General features: G+C 28.9%; 19 protein-coding genes. 12 read left to right on the top strand and 7 right to left on the bottom strand.

What is annotated here, in order from left to right:
- Positions 1 to 17 precede the first annotated feature (17 nt).
- Together hemC and hemA are read right to left on the bottom strand one after the other, a co-directional pair.
- Entirely contained in the window at positions 18 to 1598 is a 1581-nt protein-coding gene (gene hemC, locus Lupro_RS12495; RefSeq protein WP_068210945.1) for a hydroxymethylbilane synthase, read from the bottom strand.
- Positions 1585 to 2850 carry a glutamyl-tRNA reductase gene (gene hemA / locus Lupro_RS12490; RefSeq protein WP_068210941.1) on the bottom strand — a complete coding sequence of 422 codons (1266 nt, stop codon included), beginning with the start codon at positions 2848 to 2850 and terminating at the stop codon, positions 1585 to 1587. Before hemA ends, hemC begins: the two co-directional genes overlap by 14 nt.
- A gap of 276 nt (positions 2851 to 3126) precedes the next feature.
- On the opposite strand from hemA, the gene Lupro_RS12485 reads away from it, so the two are divergent.
- Positions 3127 to 4020 carry a helix-turn-helix transcriptional regulator gene (locus Lupro_RS12485; RefSeq protein ID WP_082703916.1) on the top strand — a complete coding sequence of 298 codons (894 nt, stop codon included), beginning with the start codon at positions 3127 to 3129 and terminating at the stop codon, positions 4018 to 4020.
- A 6-nt stretch (positions 4021 to 4026) separates the two neighbouring features.
- Positions 4027 to 5046 (top strand): ferrochelatase, encoded by a 1020-nt coding sequence (gene hemH / locus Lupro_RS12480; RefSeq protein WP_068210935.1) that lies wholly within the window; start codon positions 4027 to 4029, stop codon positions 5044 to 5046.
- Here the strand turns inward: hemH and Lupro_RS12475 are convergent.
- Positions 5043 to 6230 (bottom strand): MFS transporter, encoded by a 1188-nt coding sequence (locus Lupro_RS12475; protein WP_068210931.1) that lies wholly within the window; start codon positions 6228 to 6230, stop codon positions 5043 to 5045. The two genes, hemH and Lupro_RS12475, sit on opposite strands and share 4 nt — an antisense overlap.
- 162 nt (positions 6231 to 6392) lie before the next feature.
- On the opposite strand from Lupro_RS12475, the gene Lupro_RS12470 reads away from it, so the two are divergent.
- The 4 genes from Lupro_RS12470 (at position 6393) to Lupro_RS12455 (ending at position 11464) form a co-directional block, all read left to right on the top strand.
- Positions 6393 to 6944: a CopD family protein gene (locus Lupro_RS12470; RefSeq protein WP_068210928.1), complete on the top strand. Its 552-nt coding sequence runs from the start codon at positions 6393 to 6395 to the stop codon at positions 6942 to 6944.
- A 236-nt stretch (positions 6945 to 7180) separates the two neighbouring features.
- Positions 7181 to 8797, top strand: a complete 1617-nt coding sequence (locus Lupro_RS12465) for a thiamine pyrophosphate-dependent enzyme (protein ID WP_068210924.1) — start codon at positions 7181 to 7183, stop codon at positions 8795 to 8797.
- Positions 8798 to 8806: 9 nt separating this feature from the next.
- Complete coding sequence (locus tag Lupro_RS12460; RefSeq protein ID WP_068210921.1) at positions 8807 to 9391, top strand: indolepyruvate oxidoreductase subunit beta; 585 nt, start codon at positions 8807 to 8809, stop codon at positions 9389 to 9391.
- 15 nt (positions 9392 to 9406) lie between these two features.
- The gene (locus tag Lupro_RS12455) at positions 9407 to 11464 is read left to right on the top strand and encodes an acetate--CoA ligase family protein (RefSeq protein WP_068210919.1); all 2058 of its coding nucleotides are present in this window, start codon (positions 9407 to 9409) and stop codon (positions 11462 to 11464) included.
- A 4-nt stretch (positions 11465 to 11468) separates the two neighbouring features.
- On the opposite strand, the gene Lupro_RS12450 is transcribed toward Lupro_RS12455, so the two are convergent.
- Positions 11469 to 12617, bottom strand: coding sequence for a glycosyltransferase family 2 protein (locus Lupro_RS12450; protein WP_068210916.1), 1149 nt, complete (start codon positions 12615 to 12617; stop codon positions 11469 to 11471).
- Between the two features lie 3 nt (positions 12618 to 12620).
- On the bottom strand, positions 12621 to 13232 hold the full coding sequence (gene recR / locus Lupro_RS12445) for a recombination mediator RecR (RefSeq protein WP_068210913.1): 612 nt from the start codon (positions 13230 to 13232) through the stop codon (positions 12621 to 12623).
- A gap of 77 nt (positions 13233 to 13309) precedes the next feature.
- Here recR and Lupro_RS12440 point away from each other — a divergent pair, with 77 nt between their 5' ends.
- From Lupro_RS12440 to Lupro_RS12425, 4 genes are read left to right on the top strand one after another with little or no spacing between them, the layout of a single operon-like run.
- Complete coding sequence (locus tag Lupro_RS12440) at positions 13310 to 14773, top strand: sodium:solute symporter (RefSeq protein ID WP_068210910.1); 1464 nt, start codon at positions 13310 to 13312, stop codon at positions 14771 to 14773.
- Between the two features lie 16 nt (positions 14774 to 14789).
- On the top strand, positions 14790 to 15437 hold the full coding sequence (gene pdxH, locus Lupro_RS12435; RefSeq protein ID WP_068210907.1) for a pyridoxamine 5'-phosphate oxidase: 648 nt from the start codon (positions 14790 to 14792) through the stop codon (positions 15435 to 15437).
- Positions 15438 to 15468: 31 nt separating this feature from the next.
- On the top strand, positions 15469 to 15957 hold the full coding sequence (locus Lupro_RS12430) for a SixA phosphatase family protein (RefSeq protein ID WP_068210904.1): 489 nt from the start codon (positions 15469 to 15471) through the stop codon (positions 15955 to 15957).
- A 4-nt stretch (positions 15958 to 15961) separates the two neighbouring features.
- Positions 15962 to 16861 (top strand): Ppx/GppA phosphatase family protein, encoded by a 900-nt coding sequence (locus Lupro_RS12425; protein ID WP_068210901.1) that lies wholly within the window; start codon positions 15962 to 15964, stop codon positions 16859 to 16861.
- 50 nt (positions 16862 to 16911) lie between these two features.
- Here Lupro_RS12425 and Lupro_RS12420 read toward each other — a convergent pair whose 3' ends face one another.
- Positions 16912 to 17721 (bottom strand): purine-nucleoside phosphorylase, encoded by an 810-nt coding sequence (locus Lupro_RS12420; protein WP_068210898.1) that lies wholly within the window; start codon positions 17719 to 17721, stop codon positions 16912 to 16914.
- On the bottom strand, positions 17711 to 18730 hold the full coding sequence (gene lpxK, locus Lupro_RS12415; RefSeq protein WP_068210896.1) for a tetraacyldisaccharide 4'-kinase: 1020 nt from the start codon (positions 18728 to 18730) through the stop codon (positions 17711 to 17713). Before lpxK ends, Lupro_RS12420 begins: the two co-directional genes overlap by 11 nt.
- 99 nt (positions 18731 to 18829) lie before the next feature.
- Here lpxK and Lupro_RS12410 point away from each other — a divergent pair, with 99 nt between their 5' ends.
- On the top strand, positions 18830 to 19924 hold the full coding sequence (locus tag Lupro_RS12410; protein ID WP_068211669.1) for a Nif3-like dinuclear metal center hexameric protein: 1095 nt from the start codon (positions 18830 to 18832) through the stop codon (positions 19922 to 19924).
- Between the two features lies 1 nt (position 19925).
- On the top strand, positions 19926 to 20699 hold the full coding sequence (locus Lupro_RS12405; RefSeq protein WP_068211665.1) for a zinc ribbon domain-containing protein: 774 nt from the start codon (positions 19926 to 19928) through the stop codon (positions 20697 to 20699).
- The last annotated feature ends 119 nt before the right edge of the window (positions 20700 to 20818 follow it).

Below are 20818 nucleotides of genomic sequence, written 5' to 3'. Positions count from 1 at the left end.
ATATAATAGGAATATTTTTATTGAAAATATTCATTAACAGACTTAAGTAAACTTTCAACTGATGGAATTTTTGCAACCACTACTTTTTCGAAATGTTTTTTTGCATACGAAGCTGTTGTATCTCCAATACAAAATGCTACACTTTTATTTGATGTATTCTTTTTTAAATAGCTTTCAATTCCTGTTGGGCTATAAAAAAGAATCCCATCGTATTTATCTTCTACTTTTCTAGGTGTTAATTGCGTTTGATAACACTCTATTTCATGTAGAGTTATATTACTCCCAGATAAAATAGTTGGCAACTCCGTTCTTCTTTTATTACCACAAAAATAAGTTATTTCTTTTTCTTCTACATTTTTCACTAAATAGTTTGCTAGTTTCTCTGCCGAATTTTCAACATGGGTTACTTTCCCTATTTTTCTTTCAATTAGCCGTTTTGTCCTTTTACCTACACAATAAATATTTTTAAAATTTAATTCTGTTGGTATAAAGCTATCCAATAAAGCATCAACAGCATTTTGACTTGTAATTATTACATTTTCAATGGTTTTTTTAACAATAACAGATTTTAACCTATTGCTTCTAGTGACAATAAAGTCACTCATAGAAACTCCTATTTTAGGCGATAAACTTTTTTGTTGATTAAGAGACAAGTTTTTGGTAGAATACACATTAATGTCCTTATCTATAACAATAATTTTGCGCATTAATTTTTTACCTCCTCTTTCCAATATATAATTAGCAGCATATTCTCCTAAATCAGTTGCGTTATCTACCTCAACTTCTTTATAAAATTCAATTTTATTTTTTCCATCTGGACTAAATAAAACGCCTTTAAACTTTATAACATCATCCCAAATCATAGCTAAAGCGCCAATTGGAGCTGTACAACCTCCTTCTAAAACTTCTAAAAATTTACGTTCAATTTTAACACAAATGGCTGTTTTTTCATCATTTAATTCACTGCAAATCTCAAGTAACTCTTCATCTTTTGCTAAAGTTGAAATCATAACTGCTCCTTGTGCAGGTGCAGGTATCATCCAATCTAATTTAATATGTTTCTCATTTGAAGGTAGTAGCTTAAGCCTTTTCAATCCGGCCATTGCAAAAATAGCTCCATCCCAATTATTATCTTCTAATTTTTGCAAACGTGTATTTACGTTTCCTCTCAAACCTGTAATGGTATGATTTGGATATCTATACAACCATTGCGCTTTTCTTCGTAAACTTCCTGTAGCAATTATTGCCGATTTTTTTGTGAAAAAATTTTCATCTTCCTTTAAAATCAATACATCATTAAAATCCCCTCTTTTTAAAACTGCAGCCTGTACTATCCCCTCTGGTAATTTTGTTGGAACATCTTTAAAAGAATTTACAGAAATATCTATTTTTTCATTCAAAAGGGCTATATCCAAATTTTTAGTAAACACACCTGTTATTCCTAACTCATACAGTGGTTTATCTAAAACTTTATCTCCAATAGAATCTATTTTTACTATTTCTATGGTATGCCCTAAATGTTCTAATTGTTTTGCTACTGTATTTGCTTGCCATAGTGCTAATTGACTCGAGCGAGTCCCAATTCTAATCGTTCTCATTTAAACTTAGTTCATTAATATGAAACATTTTACTTATAACACTAATACTTTGATCAACAGAAGTTTCTTCGTCTTTCAAATGCTTAACAAATTGCGTTGTTATTTTTTGAATAATTCTTGATGTAATCATTTCTGCTTGTTCCACATTAAAGTTTTTAACTTTTTTTGTATGAAAATCAATTTCATCATGCTGAATAGCCTGAAGAGATTCTTTTAAAGCATTAACTGCTGGTACAAATTTACGAAGTGATATCCAACTGTTAAATTCTTCTTTATATTTTTCAATTATTTGTTCTGCAATAGGAATTTCACTTTTGCGAGTTTCAATTGTTTTATGTGTAATCTTTGATAGCTCATCAACATTAACTAGGGTAATCTCTGGGTTTTCTTTTACTGAAACTTCTACATTTTCAGGCATTGACAAATCTAATATTACTAATTGCTTCCCTTCTTTTAAATGTTTTTTTGTTATTGTAGGAATATCAGACCCTGTAGATACAATTAGAATGTCCGTTTTATGAATTTGCTCACTTAATTCACTATAATTTGCAATCTCAATTTCAGGATACAATTTAGCATATTCAACTGCCTTTTCTAGGGTTCTATTTATAAGTGTAATATGATTATTAGAGGTGTATTCAATTAAATTTTTGAAGGTGTTTTTACCTATTTTACCCAAACCATAGATAAGGATATTTTTAGTATTATAATTCGCTACATTATCAATAATGTATTGAATTGCAGCATAGGCAACTGAAGTTGTTCCTGAACTTAATTTAGTATTATTTTTTACATCTTTGCTGGCTTGCAAAATTAAATTCATCAACCGCTCTAAATAAGCATTTATAGTGCCTATTTTTTTTGCTAATTTAAAAGCTTCTTTTAACTGGCCTACTATTTCATAATCACCTAAAATTTGACTATCTAATCCTGTTCCAATATTGAACAAATGTTTTACAGCGTCTTTATTTTTATAAACATTTGAAACCTTAATAAATTCTTCAACATTACCTTTTGAATATTTTATTAAAAGACTAATTAACTCGAACGGATGTTTTGCAAAGCCTGTTATCTCTGTTCTATTACACGTAGACAATACAAAAATGCCATCAATACCCTTTTCTTTTGCATCTTCTAATAATAATTTTTGATTCTCTTTTGTAATACTAAATTCGCCGCGAACTTTTACATCTGCTTTTTTATAACTTAACCCTACGTTGTATAATTTTGTAGGCATGTTTTCATGACTCATAATAAAATGTTGTTACCAATAAGTATCGACAAAAGTACAACTATATTTAGAGACATAATATCGACAAAAGTACTTTTATTGTCGCCATAAGTTTGTATTGTGTATTTTAAACAATTGTAAATCTAAATAATTTCTAAAAACTCAAATAAACTTACACTGTATAAAGGATTAATTAATATGACAAATATCATTAATTATTAATAATCTTTTATGTATTAACTTTTATTCATTACTTTTACACAGACAACAAATGCTCTTTTTTAACAAAAACAACCTATGGAGACAAGTTTAAACAATTACAAAAACATCGACAAAAGTACACACTGTATTTTCAATGAAGAAGAAACCTTTAAGGTGTTAAAATTCAATAACTTATCTTTATCTAACGATTTGTTTACGATACAATTAAAGAATAATTACATTCAATTATTTTTCTGCAACAACAAAACATGTAGAATAGCTTTTAACTTAGAACACTGCGCTATAAATTTAGACTCAGGTAATTCAAGTATGGTATACTTTAAAGACAATGAAATGAATGTTTTTTTTAATTTACCTCCTGACTCTGAATTAATTGTAATTTTAATTTCTATCGAATATTTCCATTCTTTATTTTCAATTGAAGGAAATTTTCTTTTTAACTTTAGTAGCTTTAAAACTGGAAATCCAATTATAGAACCAAAAAAAATAAGTTCTGTTATTAAATTAATTTTAAGTCAGCTAACCCTTAAACAATCACCTGAATTACTTAAATTAATTTATATAAAAGGAAAAGTATTTGAACTGTTAAGTTATTATTTCTCCTCAACTTCTGAAAGTGAAAACGAATCTTGTCCGTATATTGCCAATGAAGAAACTGCCAGTAAAATTAAACACGCTAAACAACTTATTATTAAGAAAATGAATAACCCTCCTTCTCTACCTCAATTAGCAAAGGAAGTTGGTTTAAATATTAAAAAGTTAAAAACTGAATTTAAGGAGTTTTATGGAGTTCCTGTATTTACTTTTTTACTTAATTACAAAATGGAATTAGCAAAAAAATTATTACTAGAAAGACAATTGAACGTTAATGAAATAGCTTTATATTTGGGCTATAGTACATCAAGTCATTTTATTGCTGCTTTTAAAAGAAAATTTGAAATCACACCTAAACAATTTGCAAAATCATAAATATTAATGAAAGGAGTTTTACTAGTAAATTTAGGATCACCAAATAGTACATCAGTTAAAGATGTGAAAAAATATTTAGGTGAATTTTTAATGGATAAACGCGTGATTGATTTGCCTTATATTTCACGCTTCCTATTGGTTAAAGGCATCATTTTAAACACACGTCCAAAAAAATCTGCTGAAGCCTATAAAAAAATTTGGTGGAAAGAAGGATCTCCTTTAATAGTACTTTCTGAAAGGTTACTAAAAAAAGTACAGCAAGAAACTGATTTACCTGTTGAATTAGCCATGCGTTACGGAAATCCATCTATAAAAAATGGTATTGAAAAATTAGCAAATCAAGGTATTACGGAGATTTTATTAATTCCTCTATATCCTCAATTTGCTATGGCAACAACTGAAACAATTGTTGTTTTAGCAAATAAAATTGTTGAAAAACATTTTTCTCATATAAAACTAACTCATCTTCCTGCCTTTTACAATAATGAAAGTTACATTAAAGTTTTAAGTAACAGTATAAAAAAGGAACTTGATATTCTACAACCTGAACACTTACTTTTTTCTTACCATGGGGTTCCTGAAAGACATATTAAAAAATCAGATATCACAAAATCTCATTGTAAAATAGACAATAGTTGTTGTAATACTCCTTCTGAAGCTCACAAATTTTGTTACAGACATCAATGTTATGAAACAACAAAACTAGTTGCAAAACAGTTAAATTTAAAAGAAAACACTTTTAGCACTTCATTTCAATCTAGATTAGGACGTGACCCTTGGTTACAACCTTATACAGACCAAACTATTGATAAGTTTGCAAAAAATGGCATTAAAAATTTGGCTGTTGTTACTCCAGCATTTGTTTCTGATTGTTTGGAAACATTAGAAGAAATTGGTATAGAAGCTAAACATTCTTTCATTCAAAATGGTGGGAAACACTTTGCTACAATACCTTGTTTGAATGATAATAACCAGTGGGCGAAAACACTATCTAAATGGATAAATAATTGGAATTCTAAAAATTAATTTAATATTGAGCCTTTACTTTTAATTTCTCTTAAAAAAATAAAATAAATTATAACTATACTTGTTGCAAAACTGGTTACAAAAAAAGATGTATTTGCTCCAAATTTATACCAAATAAGTCCGGCAAAAGAACTAGCTAACATTGTAAAAATACTTTGAAATCCAGCATAAGTACCAATTGCAGTAGCAGTATCTTTTTTTGAAGTAATATTACTAATCCAAGCTTTTGAAATACCTTCTGTTGCAGACGCGTAGATGCCATATAGCAAAAACAATCCCATAATAATGTATAGATTTGTACTAAATCCCATTCCTAAATAAACAACTGCAAAAAATACAAGACCTATTATAAACATCTTTTTTAAACCAATTTTGTCAGCTATAATTCCTGCCGGAAATGCACTTAATGCATAAATTAAATTATAAAAGATATAAACACCTATAACCTGCGTATCACTTAAACCAGCTTGCTTTGCTTTTAACAACAAAAACACATCTGAACTGTTAAATAGTGTAAAAAATAAAAGCCCTATCACAACTTTTCTGTAAACTACCGGACTTTCCTTCCAATAGTTTAGAAATGAAAAAAAAGATACTGCTTTTTTTATTTTATGAAGTTTCGTTTTCTTTTCTTTGAGAAAAGAGGTTGAAATCACAGCTAAAATACCAGGAATAAACGCTATGTAAAATAGTGTTTTATAATTATTTGGATAGAAATATAAATAAAGTAATGCAAACAACGGTCCAAAAACTGCTCCTAAAGTATCCATAGATCTATGAAACCCAAATATTTTCCCTTTGGTTTTTAGCGTAGCTTCATCTGAAAGAATTGCATCTCTGGCTCCGGTTCTTATACCTTTACCAAAACGATCTAAAGTTCTTGCAAAGAAAATCCAAAGTGGATACACAAAAATAGCCATCATAGGTTTTGAAATTGCGCTAAAAGTGTAACCAATTTGAACAAAAGGGACTCTCCTAGCCGATTGATCTGACAGCTTACCAAAATAACCTTTACTTAACCCAGCAACTGCTTCAGCCAAACCTTCAAGAATTCCTATAAGTACAATTGAAAAACCAATAGATTTTAAATAAATTGGCATTACTGGATACAACATTTCACTTGCCGTATCAGTAAACAAACTAACAAGCGATAAAACCCAAACAGTACGCGAAATATATTTCATATCTTTTCTAAAATATGTTATTCCCTCGTTGACGTTGCAAAGTTATGTTATAATTTTAGTTAGATTCTATAATATACGCTATTTTTATAAAATTGAACCCGTAGCATTATTTTATCTTAATTATTGGTATTTTTGAACTTTAAATATCTTTCCTAATAAATTATGACATATTTATACATAAAATCACTTCACATCATTTTTATTACAACTTGGTTTGCCGGTTTATTCTATATTATTAGATTATTTATTTATTATAAAGAAGCTGAAGAAAAACCTGAAATAGAAAAAAATATATTATTAAAGCAATATAAGTTAATGATAAAAAGGCTTTGGTATATTATAACATGGCCTTCTGCTATTTTGGCTACAGGCTTTGCCATTTGGTTATTAATTTTACAACCTGCATGGTTACAAACTAACTGGATGCTCATTAAATTAGGGTTTGTTGCTTTACTTTTTGCCTACCACTGGACTTGTCAAATTATGTACAATCAAATTGAAAAAGGATATTTAAAATACTCTTCATTTGCCTTAAGAATTTGGAATGAAGTTGCTACAATTATTTTATTTGCTTGTGTTTTTTTAGTGATACTCAAAAATTCATTAGGTTGGATTTTTGGAGTTATTGGTATTGTTAGTGTTTCTATATTATTAATGCTAGGAATTAAATTATACAAAAATATTAGAAATAAAAATAATTGGGACAACAATTAAGCTCAAAACTTCTCAAATAACAAATTCTTAAAAACTTATTACTTTTAATATTAATTTACTACAAAAAAAGTTTAAACACCTTTCTAATCTATAATTTTTTACATATTCTATTGCTGATATAATATTCTGTTTGTCAATATATTACGTGTTATATGTATGACTTTAATCATACAAAAATTGAAAATATTTAATTAATTTTACAACACAATATAGACAATTATATAAACTAGAATTTTATGAAAAAACTTCTATTAGGCAATGAAGCTTTAGCACAAGGAGCCATTGATGCTGGGTTATCAGGTGTTTATGCGTATCCAGGAACTCCATCAACAGAAATTACAGAATACATTCAACGTTCAAAATTAGCTAAAGAACTCACTATTCATTCACAATGGTCTGTTAATGAAAAAACAGCAATGGAATCAGCTCTTGGCATGTCATACGCAGGTAAAAGAGCTATGGCTGTTATGAAACATGTTGGATTAAATGTTGCTGCTGATGTGTTTATGAATATGTCTGTTTCCGGCATTAATGGTGGCTTAGTTGTAGTAGTTGCCGATGATCCTTCTATGCATTCATCACAAAATGAACAGGATTCTCGTTTTTATGGAAAATTTGCTATGGTGCCTATGTTAGAACCTTCTAACCAACAAGAAGCTTATGATATTACAAAATATGCTTTTGATTTATCTGAAAAATATAGTTTACCTGTTTTATTGAGAATGGTAACCAGATTATCACATTCAAGAGCTGGAGTTAACGTAGGAAATAGCATAAAACAAAATAACATTCACCTACCAAAAAATGCAACTCAATTTTCATTAATCCCAATGTACGCTAGAAATAGGTACAACTATTTAGTTAATATTCAATCTGATATCCTCGAAAACTCCGAAAATAGCTATTTCAATGAATTTATTAAAGGTCCTAATACTTCTTTAGGAATTATAGCTTCTGGAATAGCTTATAACTATTTAATGGAAAATTTTGAAAGTGGTAAATGCCCTTACCCTATTCTAAAAATTTCACAATATCCAATTCCTAAAAAACCAATCAAAAAATTATTCAATACTTGTAAAAAAATATTGGTGTTAGAAGATGGTTATCCTTTTATTGAAGAAGCTATCTCCGATTTTTTAGGTGAAAATAGAAATGTTATTGGACGCTTAAGTGGAGCTATTCCTCGTGTTGGAGAGCTAAACCCAGACAATATTGCAAATGCACTGGGATTTGATATTGTAATTGACGAAAATCTTCCAAAAGTAGTATCAGGAAGACCTCCTGAATTATGTGTAGGTTGTGGCCATCGCGATTTATTTGATGCCATCAATAAATTAAAAACAGAAACAGAAAGTCAGCAAGTTTTTGGTGATATTGGCTGCTATGCCTTAGGTGCACTACCTCCTTATAACAGCATAGATGCACTTATAGAAATGGGAGCTTCTATTACAATGGCAAAAGGCGCTGCGGATGCCGGTATACATCCTTCAATTGCAATTATTGGAGATTCAACATTCACTCATTCTGGAATGACTGGCTTGTTAAACGCTGTTATTGAAAAAACACCTATAACGGTTATAATTTCAGACAATTCTGCCATTGCAATGACAGGTGCACAAGATTCCTCAGCTTCTGGAAGGCTGATTGATATTTGCAGAGGATTAGGTGTTGAAGAAAATCACTTGAAAGTAATAACTCCCCTTCATAAAAATTTAGATCAAAATATAGATTTAATTCGTGAAGAACTTAATTACAACGGTGTTTCAGTAATTATTTCTCAACGCCCATGTGTTCAATTACCAAAAGAAAAGAAAGACAAATTAAAAAAAATAAAAAACGTTTCATTAAATTAACTGTAATAAATGAAAACAAATATATTATTAGCAGGAGTTGGAGGACAAGGAATTTTAACTATTGCTGCAATTTTAGACACAGCTGCATTAGCATCTAACTTACATTTAAAACAATCTGAAGTTCACGGTATGAGTCAACGAGGTGGAGCAGTGCAGTCTCATGTTCGAATTTCAGACACTAAAATTTATTCCGATTTAATTCCACAAGGAAAAGCAGATATGATAATTTCTGTAGAACCTATGGAATTATTGCGCTATTTACCCTTCTTAAAAAAAGATGGATATTTGATAACTGATTCAAATCCTTTTTTAAATATTACTGATTATCCTGAGTTAGAAGAGTTATATACTGAAATAAAATCATACCCTAATCATATTTTAATTGATGCAAAAAAAATAGCCAAAGACTTAGGTAATTCCAAAGCTACAAACATCGTTTTATTAGGTGCTGCTTCATCAATTATTCCATTAAGTGAAGAAAGTTTAAAACAAGCAATTAAAACCCTTTTTCAGCGCAAAGGAGATCGTATTGTAACTAAAAATATAGACGCTTTTAATAAAGGAAAAGAAATAGCAACTGAAACCGTATCTTAGCAAGTATTTTTATAAATGTTACACAAAAACCTAATTAATCCAAAAAGCATTGTTGTTATTGGAGCATCAAATAATATTCAAACTCCTGGTGGAAGTGTTCTTAAAAATTTAATTGAACATAATTTTAAAGGAAAGTTGATAGCTGTTAATCCTAAAGAAACTGAGGTTCAAGGCATAAAGTGTTACCAAGAAGTTTCTCAAATTCCTAAAGTTGATTTAGCTATAATTGCTATTTCTGCAAAATTTACGTTAGAAACAACTAAAATACTAACACACACAAAAAACACGAAAGGATTTATTATTTTTTCAGCAGGTTATAGTGAAAAAGATGCGGAGGGAAAAAAATTAGAACAAGAAATAGTCAACGAAATAAATAATGCTGGAGGTACACTTTTGGGACCAAATAATATTGGTTTCATAAATCAAAATTATGTTGGAGTTTTTACAAGGCCAATACCAAAACTAAATTCAAAAGGAGTAGATTTTATTTCTGGATCTGGAGCAACTGCCGTTTTTATTATTGAAGCTGCTATGTCAACTGGTCTTACTTTTTCTAGTGTTTACTCTGTTGGTAATTCCGCTCAAATTGGTGTTGAGGAAGTGCTAGAACATTTAGATAATACTTTTGATGATATAAAAAGTTCTAAAGTAAAATTACTCTATATTGAAAGTATTGAAAACCCTAAAAAATTATTAAAACACGCATCATCTTTAATTCAAAAAGGTTGTAAAATTGCCGCTATAAAAGCAGGGAGTTCATCAGCAGGAAGTAGAGCCGCAAGTTCACATACAGGCGCTTTAGCTAATTCTGATAATGCTGTTGATGCCTTGTTTAAAAAAGCGGGTATTGTGCGTTGTTATGGTAGAAATGAATTAATTACAGTTGCCTCCATTTTTATGCTTCCTGCATTAAAAGGTAAAAACATAGCCATAATTACACATGCTGGTGGGCCTGCTGTAATGCTCACTGATACGTTGTCGAAAAACGGACTAAATGTACCCGAAATTAGTGGTAAAGATAGCGATGAGCTACTCTCTAAATTATATTTAGGCTCATCGGTATCAAATCCTATAGATTTTTTAGCAACAGGAAATGCAGAACAATTAGAAACCATTATTGATTATTGCGAAAATAAATTTTCAGGAATTGACGCAATGGTGGTTATTTTTGGTAGTCCGGGTTTATTTGAAGTATACGATGTTTATGATATACTTCATAAAAAAATGAGGACTTGTAATAAACCTATTTTTCCAGTTTTACCATCAGTTGTGAATGTAAAAAAAGAAATTGATTATTTCATTTCGAAAGGAAATGTAATGTTTCCTGATGAGGTTTTATTTGGAAATGCTTTAGCTAAAACATTGAACCCTACAAATACTGCTATTAAAGATGTAAACTCATTTACAGTTAATTTAAAAACAATTAGAAGGATTATTGAAAATTCAACCAATGGTTTTTTACCGCCTCAACAAATTAAAGAGTTATTAATTGCAGCTAAAATTCCAGTAGTAAATGAAGTTATTTGTAATTCAAAAGAAGAATGCATTTTAGCAAGTAAAAAACTTGGATTACCCGTAGTTATGAAAATTGTTGGCTCTATTCACAAAAGTGATGTTGGTGGTATTATTTTAAATATAAATTCTATTGATAAACTCTTAGATTCCTATTCTAAAATTATGAAAATTGGAAGTGCCAAAGCTGTGTTAATTCAACCTATGAAAAAAGGGATTGAATTATTTATTGGAGTTAAAAAAGAAGGCAGTTTTGGACATTTAATTCTATGTGGTTTAGGTGGAATTTTTATTGAGGTTATCAAAGATATAAGTTCATCATTGGCACCTGTTTCTATAAATGAAGCTACCGAAATGATTAAAAACTTAAAATCATATAAAATTATTAAAGGAGTTAGAAACCAAGAAGGTGTTAATCCAATTTTATTTGCCGAAATAATTACAAAGGTCTCATACCTAGTGAGTGTTGCACCAGAAATTGTTGAATTAGATTTAAATCCGTTACTAGGAAATTCGAAAGAAATTTTAGCAGTAGACGCAAGAATTAGAATTGAAAAATAGCATATTATTTAATTATTTCTACAAGCCCTCTTTTTTGAACACTTGTACTTCCAATCAAAAAATTAGTGCTTTTAGGATGTATTTTAAAAATTACATTTTCACCTTTTAAAGCTTCAAAATGTGTAATTATTTTTTTATTAGTAACAACTTCATTATCAAAAATAATAGTATCTATTTTTTTTTGTTTAATTATTGTTTTTATTTGATTGAAATTACCCATTAACTCTTCATTAATTAGTAAATACTTTTTACCCAAATAACTTTTTATCAATTTGTTTCTTCCAAGATAAAGCACGTTAAACGTTAGCTGTGATTCCTCTTTAAATTGTATAAATTTCAAATATTTTAGCAAAAACCAAAATTCAATTCCAAAACTCATTGCAAAATCATAAATACGATTCAATTTAAAATGTTTACTGTAAAATATTTTCATAGCTCTATAAAAATATCTTAAATATTTTGTATCTCTTCTAGTGCTCTCGCCTTTATAATGAATTACTTGCGTTTTAGAAAAGTAATAGTTTTGATATCCTTTTTTTAAAATTTTATAACTCAAATCTATGTCTTCGCCATACATAAAATAAGCGGTATCAAAACCATTCACCTCATTAAAAACTGTACGCTTTAACAGCATAAATGCACCAACCAAAATATCAACAACTCCAGTTTCATCTTCATTTAAATGTGTTGCATAGTATTTCCCTGTTTGTTTACTCGAAATGCCAAAAAGTTTGTTAAACGCAACTCTTGGAGTTGGTATGCCTCGTTTACTTTCTGGCAAAAAACTCCCTGATCCATCAATTAATTTAACACCTAAAATTCCTAAGTTTTGTTTTGTTTTTGCAAAGCTTAAAATTTGTGTAAAAGTATCTTCTGCTACCACAGTATCAGGATTCAAAATTAAAATAAATTCGCCCTCTGCTATTTCAACGCCTTGGTTGTTTGCCTTAGAAAATCCTAAATTTATTTTATTTTTAATAAGGTGAACTTTTGCAAATTTTTCAGATACTAATTTACAGCTTTCATCTGTTGAATTATTATCAACTACTATAATTTCAACATCTAAATTTGTAGAAGCTGCCTGAACACTTAATAAGCATTGCTCCAAAAAATATTGAACGTTATAGTTTACAATAATTACAGATAAATCCATAAACTATATAGATTTTTCAAACGGAATTCTATTTACAATACTTCTTCCTAACGTAATTTCATCAGCATATTCAAGTTCATCACCAACTGCTATACCACGTGCTATTGTTGACGTTTTAATTGCAAACTTTTCTAATTGTTTAAAAATATAAAAATTAGTTGTATCTCCTTCAATAGTAGAACTTAAAGCAAATATTACCTCTTTCACATTACCATTCTGCACTTTATCAATCAAGCTTTCTATTGTCAAATTTTGAGGCCCTACCCCTTCTATTGGTGATATTTTACCTCCTAAAACATGGTACAACCCTTTAAATTGTGCTGTATTTTCTATAGCCATTACATCTCTAACATCTTCTACAACACAAATAATTTCGGAATTTCTTGATGGATTTACGCAAATTTCACATATAGCAACATCTGAAATATTGTGGCATTTTTCACACAATTTAATTTCATCAACCAAGTTAATTAATGATTTTGATAATTGATGCGTTTGTGAAGTTGGTTGTTTTAATAAATGTAATACCAATCGCAAAGCAGTTCTTTTACCTATACCTGGCAATTGAGATACTTCATTTACAGCATTTTCTAGTAGTTTTGAAGAAAAATTCATTTCGCAAATGTACAATTAGGAAATGATATTCTCAATAATTTTAGTTTCTTTGTTATTTCAAATACATTTAACTATAAATGAAGCCTATTTATTTACTTTCTTTGGTTGCAATTTATTTTTGCATACTGCTTCTAATATCTTATTTCACGGGTAAAAATGACACTAATGAGACCTTCTTTAACGCCAATAAAAAATCTCCTTGGTATGTAGTAGCTTTTGGCATGATTGGAGGCTCTCTTTCAGGTGTAACATTTATATCAGTACCTGGTTTAGTACAAAGTTCTCAATTTAGCTATATGCAAATTGTTATTGGATATTTGTTTGGCTATTTTGTAATTGCTTATGTACTAATTCCTATATATTATAAACTGAAAATTACTTCAATTTATGAGTTTTTAAAACAACGGTTTGGTACAACTTCTCATAAAACAGGTGCTTTTTTCTTCTTTATTTCTAGAATTTTAATTGCATCATTCAGATTATTTTTGATGGTATCTGTACTACAATATTTTATATTTGATTTTTGGAATGTTCCTTTTGAAATAACCGTTATTTTTTCGGTTTTACTAATTTGGATTTACACCTCTAAAGGAGGTATTAAAACAATTGTATGGACAGATGTTTTTCAAACCTCACTAATGCTTTTTGCTGTTTTCGCAACCATTTACATCATTTTAAATAAGTTAAACTGGTCTGTATCTAATATGTTTACCTCTGAAGAATACCATAAATACAGTAAGATTTTATTTATTGATAATTTTAAAGACAAAAAATACATTTTAAAATCATTTCTGGGCGGAATGTTTATTGCAATTGCAATGACTGGTTTAGACCAGGATATGATGCAAAAAAACTTAACTTGTAAAAACACCAAAGAAGCCCAATGGAATGTTGTTTCACTTGGTTTTATACTTATAATTGTGAATTTCATATTTTTAATTTTAGGCGCTTTATTATTTATATACGCACAAAAATTTAATATTTCAATTCCTATTGTTGAAGGCAATGTTAAAACCGATTTGTTATTTCCTGAAATTGCCTTGAATAATAATTTAAGCACTCATATTGGTATTGTGTTTATTTTAGGGCTTATTGCTGCAGCCTATTCAAGTGCTGATAGCGCCTTAACTTCCTTAACAACCTCTTTTTGTATTGATTTTTTAGATATTAACAATATAGAAAAATCAAAACAAAAATATATTCGAAAAAAAACCCACGTTTTAATCTCTATTTTGTTAATTATTATAATTATTATTTTTAAATACCTTTTACAAGACAATGTTATAAGTAGCTTATTGCAAGTAGCCTCCTATACTTATGGTCCTCTTTTAGGTTTGTTTTCTTTTGGAATTTTCACAACATATGTTATTAAAGATAAATATGTTTGGATTGTAGCAGTGCTCTCTGTTATGGTAAGTTATTTTACAAATGCTTATTCTACTAATTTTTTGAATGGTTACATATTTGGATATGAACTTTTAATAATAAATGGGCTTTTAACTTTTATTGGACTGTATTTAATTAGAAAACCCAACAAATAATTTTTATTTTTGTTATATGGAGAAAGATTTAAGTAATTATCGAAAAATCTATAAAAAGAAAGAACTTTCAAAAAAAGAAGTTCCAGAAAATCCTATAGAATTATTTCAAAAATGGTTTTATGAAGTTGAAGAATTTGGAGGTAATATTGAACCAAATGCAATGACAATTGCAACAATTGATAGCGTTGGAACACCCAAAAGTAGAGTTGTACTTTTAAAAAAATATACTTGGGAAGGATTCATTTTTTACACGAACTACAATAGTGACAAAGGAAAATCTATTAAAAAAAATCCTAATGTTTGTTTATCTTTTTTTTGGAATAATTTAGAACGACAAGTAATTATTCAAGGAAAAGCTGAAAAGATTGCTGCAAATTTATCTGATGGCTATTTTGAATCTAGACCCGATGGAAGTAAATTAGGTGCTTGGGCATCAAACCAAAGTGAAGTAGTTCCTTCACGTGAATTTTTAGACAATCGTTTAGCTTCATTTGAGAAACAATTTGAACATAAAGAAATTCCAAGACCTCCACATTGGGGAGGTTATATTGTAAAGCCAAAAAGTATAGAATTTTGGCAGGGGCGCCCAAATAGAATGCACGATAGAATTAGGTACACCCTACAAGAAGATTTTAACTGGAAAATTGAACGATTAGCTCCTTAATTCTTTATATTTGAACCTCAACTAATACCAAATGAAAACACTCTATATAGTTAGACACGCAAAATCTTCTTGGGAATATGAAGGTATTAAAGATATTGACAGGCCTTTAAAAAAAAGAGGTATTAACGATGCCTATTTAATTTCAGGAGTTTTACAAAAAAAAATTGCTTGCCCCGATGTATTTATAGCTAGTTGTGCCAACAGGGCTTTACATACAGCCATGATTTTTAGCTATACCTTTAATTATCCGCTTGCAAATATTAAAATAAGTAAATCACTATATAATTTTAGCGATGGTTATTTAATTAAAACCGTAAAAGCCTTAGATGATGGTTTTGATTCTGCAATAATTTTTAGTCATGACCATGGCATAAGTGATTTTGTGAATAAATTTGGAGATAAATTGTTAAATCATGTTTCAACCTGCGGTGTAATAGGAATTAAATTTGAAACAAACCATTGGAAAAATATTAAATCTGGACAAACATTTTTAACTGAATTTCCCAAAAATTATAAATAGCATTATTTTGAAAATTGAAAAACTTGCTGGAATTGATATTGGCTCTAATGCTGTTAGACTATTAATTACAAATGTAATTACTGAGAAAGATAGTAACAAACCTAGCTTTAGAAAATCTGCTTTGGTACGTGTACCAATTCGGTTAGGGGTCGACGCTTTTATTAAAGGAAAAATTTCTGAAGAAAATAAAAATAGGCTCTTAAAAGCAATGGATGCTTTTAAATTACTAATGGAAGTTCATGGTGTAAAAAAATATTATGCTTGCGCAACTTCAGCTATGAGAGAAGCATCTAATGGAGTTGAAGTTGCCAATGAAATTTTCAAAAAAACTACTATAAAAATTAACATTATTGAAGGGAAAGAAGAAGCTGCTATTATATTTTCAACTGACATTTCAACTATTCTTGAAAAAGACAAACCGTACTTATACGTTGATGTAGGAGGTGGAAGTACTGAATTTACCCTATTTTCAAATGGTGAAATTATAAACTCAAAATCTTTTAAGATTGGGACTGTTAGGATTTTAAATTACAGTAAAAATGAAGCCAAACAGATTTGGAATGAAATTGAAATTTGGATAAAAGAAAATACTAAAAACCTAAAAAACCTTGCACTCATTGGCTCTGGGGGGAATATTAATAAAATATTTAAACTTTCAGGAAAAGCAATGGGGAAACCACTTTCGTTAATTTATATGAAAGCACACTATCACTTTTTAAAACAAATGACCTATGAACAACGTATTTCAGAATTAGGATTAAATCCTGATAGGGCTGATGTAATTTTACCTGCCACAAAAATATACTTATCAGCTATGAAATGGAGTGGTGCAACTAAAATATTTGTTCCTAAAATTGGACTTGCAGATGGAATAGTTAAAAGTTTATATTATAATAAATTATAAAATAAAAAAATCCGCTAAAAGCAGATTTTAAAAATGTTATTTATTTGTTTTTAAAACTTTATAAATTCAGCTACCAATCTACCAATAGCACCCTCAGAAAGTTTAGCTGCCTTTTGAACTTCTTCATGTGATACTGCTTCTGCTTTCCCTTCTACACCTAAATCTGTAATTACAGATATTCCAAAGCATATCATCCCTAAATGTTTTGCAGCAATAACCTCAGGTACTGTAGACATTCCTACTGCATCCGCACCTAAAATTTTAACCATTTTATATTCAGCAGGAGTTTCAAAAGTAGGCCCTTGCAATGCTAAATAAACTCCTTTTTTAATTGGAATATTTAATTTAATAGCTATTTCCTCCATTTTAGCAATCATTTGTTTACTATATGGCTCATGCATATCAACAAATCTAGGTCCAAAACGTTCATCATTTTCACCATGCAAAGGGTGCGTTGGCATAAAATTTATATGATCTGTAATTAGCATTATATCTCCAACCTTAAAATCTGGATTTACACCTCCAGAAGCATTTGAAACAATTAAATTTTCTATTCCTAAAAACTTCATTACACGTACCGGAAAAATAGTTTGTTCAATACGCCATCCTTCATAATAATGAAATCTACCTCGCATAGCAACAACTTTTTTACTTCCAATACTACCAAAAATTAATTCACCGGAATGACCTGCAACTGTTGATACTGGAAAATTTGGTATTTCACTATAAGGTATACTAATTTCAATGTTAATTTTTTCTACTAAATTTCCTAATCCTGTACCTAATATAATACCATAATCTGGTTTTGTAACTCCTTTCTCTTGAAGGAATTTAACCGTCTCCTGAACTTTATTCCACATAATTCTTTATTATTTTATCAAAATCTATACTTCCATTCACAAATTTTGTTTTTATTTCTATAAAAACCAAATTTCGCAATTCGGCAAAGATACGAACATAATCTTTCTCTGTTGTTAAAATTATTTTTTTATTTGACTGAATTGCATGAAACATCTCATTTATAACTTCAATATCTTTATTTTTAAAATGATAATGATCTGGGTATTTCAAATGCTTAAATTTAATTTTTTTACTCCCTAAATAATCTATTAAAGGTGTTGGATTTGCAATTCCTGTTATTAACAGCAATTCAACATTTTTTAATTCATCCAAGTTAAACGTAGAAAAACCTTTTAATTTATTATTATATTCAATAGTTGTGAAAAATAGTGTTTGTTGGTTGGTTGGATTTAACTTTTTAGTAATATTTAACTGTTCTTTTTTTGATATATCACTAGGACATTTTGTTACCATAATAATTTGAGCTCTTTTTGCTCCATTGATTTTTTCTCGTAAATTCCCTGTTGGTAACAACATATCATCTACATACAGATTATTATATGAAGTCAATAAAATATTCAAACCTGCTTTTACCTTTCTATGCTGAAATGCATCATCTAATAAAATAATATCTGGTGGGTTTTCTAGTTCCTCTAAAAGATGTATTCCATTTGTTCTATTTACATCAACAGCAACAATTATATCCTCAAATTTTTTATAATATTGGTAAGGTTCATCTCCAATTATTTCAGCTGTAGTATTTTTATCTGCAATAATAAATCCTTTACTTTTTCTTTTATAGCCTCTACTTAAAACAGCTATCTTATATTCATTTTTTAATAATCTAATTAAATATTCTATTTGAGGCGTTTTACCTGTTCCTCCAACACTTAAATTTCCAACTACAATTACTGGAGTTTTAAATGCTGTAGACTTAAATATATGTTTATTGTATAAAAAATTACGGAAACTTGTAATTATACCATACAATACAGAAAGTGGATATGCTATTTGTCGTAAAAAATTCACTAAAAGCGAAAATACAAAACAAATTATTAAATTTCTATTTAAATACTTTAACTTTACTCTGTTAAATTTACCTTTGCTTTAAGAATACCTTATTTTATGATAAAAATTAAAGACATAACAACTTCTATTGAAGAAATTGCTCCACTAAATTATGCTGAAAGCTTTGATAATGTTGGCTTATTAGTTGGTGATTATAGTACCGAAGTAACGGGAGTATTGGTTACACTTGACACATTAGAGAATGTAGTTGATGAAGCTATTGTAAACAATTGTAATTTAATTGTAAGTTTTCATCCTATTATTTTTTCAGGATTAAAAAAATTAACTGGATCAAATTATGTAGAAAGAGTTGTAATAAAGGCCATTAAAAATAACATTGCTATTTATTCAATGCATACTGCCTTAGACAATTCTTTTCAAGGCGTAAATGCTAAAATTTGTGAAGTTTTAGGCCTGCAAAATAAAAAAATCTTAATTCCTCAAAAACATACTATAAAAAAATTAACTACATACGTTCCTATCAAAAATGCTGAAGAAGTAAGGTTGGCTCTTTTCAAAGAAGGAGCTGGCAGTATTGGAAATTATGACAATTGTAGCTTTAATACTGACGGTTATGGAACTTACAGAGGAAATGAAGATTCTAACCCTACAATTGGTTTAAAAGGAGAAACTCATATAGAAAATGAAACATTTATAAGTGTTATCTTTGAAAAACACAAAGAACAACAAATTTTAAATACACTTTTTAAAGTGCATCCTTATGAAGAAGTTGCCTATGATATTGTTTCCTTAGACAATTTGCATCAAGAAATAGGCATAGGAATGATAGGCGAATTACCCATAGAAAAAAGTGAGATTGAATTTTTTAAATTCCTCAAAAAAACAATGAATGCACAAGGTATTAGACACTCTAAATTAATTGGTAAACCTATTAAGAGAGTTGCCGTATTAGGTGGTTCAGGTAGTTTTGCTATTAAAAATGCAATTCACAAAAAAGCTGATGTATATATTACTGCTGATATTAAATATCATGAATTTTACAAAGCCGAAAACAAACTTGTTATTGCAGATATTGGACATTATGAAAGCGAACAGTTCACAAAAAATCTTTTAGTTGATATACTTACAAAAAAATTTCCTAATTTTGCAATCATTTTATCACGAAAAAACACAAATCCAATTTATTACTTATAATATGGCTAAAAAGAAAGAAGTTACTGTTGAAGAAAAATTAAGAGCTCTTTACGACTTACAATTAATTGATTCAAGAGTTGATGAAATTAAAAATGTAAGAGGTGAACTCCCATTAGAAATTGAAGATTTAGAAGATGCAATTGTGGGTTTAAATAAAAGACTTACAAATTTAAATGAAGATGTAACAAACTTAAAAAGTGAAATTTCTAATAAAAAATCTGTAATTGAAGAGGCTAAATCTTTACTTAAAAAATACGCCGAACAACAAAAAAATGTACGTAATAACAGAGAGTTTAATTCAATAAGTAAGGAGACTGAATATCAAGAACTTGAAATTGAGTTAGCTGAAAAACGAATTAAAGAATATAAAGCTAAGGTTGAGCAAAAAAAAGAAGTAATTACTGCCACGAAAGAAAATATAGCAAAACAAGAAGAATTATTGAAACATAAGTCGGATGAATTAAACGACATTATGGGAGATACTATTAAAGAAGAAGAAATACTACTTAAAAAATCTAAAGAATACTCTAAACTAATTGACGATCACTTATTAAAAGCTTACAATAGAATTAGATCAAGTGTAAAAAATGGTTTAGCAGTAGTATCTATTGAGAGAGGCGCTTCCGGAGGTTCTTTTTTTACAATACCTCCTCAAAGACAAGTTGAAATTGCTAGTCGTAAAAAAATTATTACTGATGAGCATAGTGGTAGAATTTTGGTTGATGGGGCTTTGGCTGAAGAAGAAAAAGAAAAAATTAATAAATTATTGAAATAATAATTTATCTCATTCTATAAAAAGGCTGTCTGAAAAGGCAGTCTTTTTTATTTTTTAGTTACTTGTATAAAATATACTAGAGGAAACAATTGTTTATTTTCTTTTAAAACATATATGTC

The sequence above is a fragment of the Lutibacter profundi genome, from assembly GCF_001543325.1.
Lineage (GTDB): Bacteria > Bacteroidota > Bacteroidia > Flavobacteriales > Flavobacteriaceae > Lutibacter > Lutibacter profundi.
The sequence above is the reverse complement of the archived record's forward strand: the minus strand, read 5'-3'. Positions and strand labels throughout refer to the sequence as shown.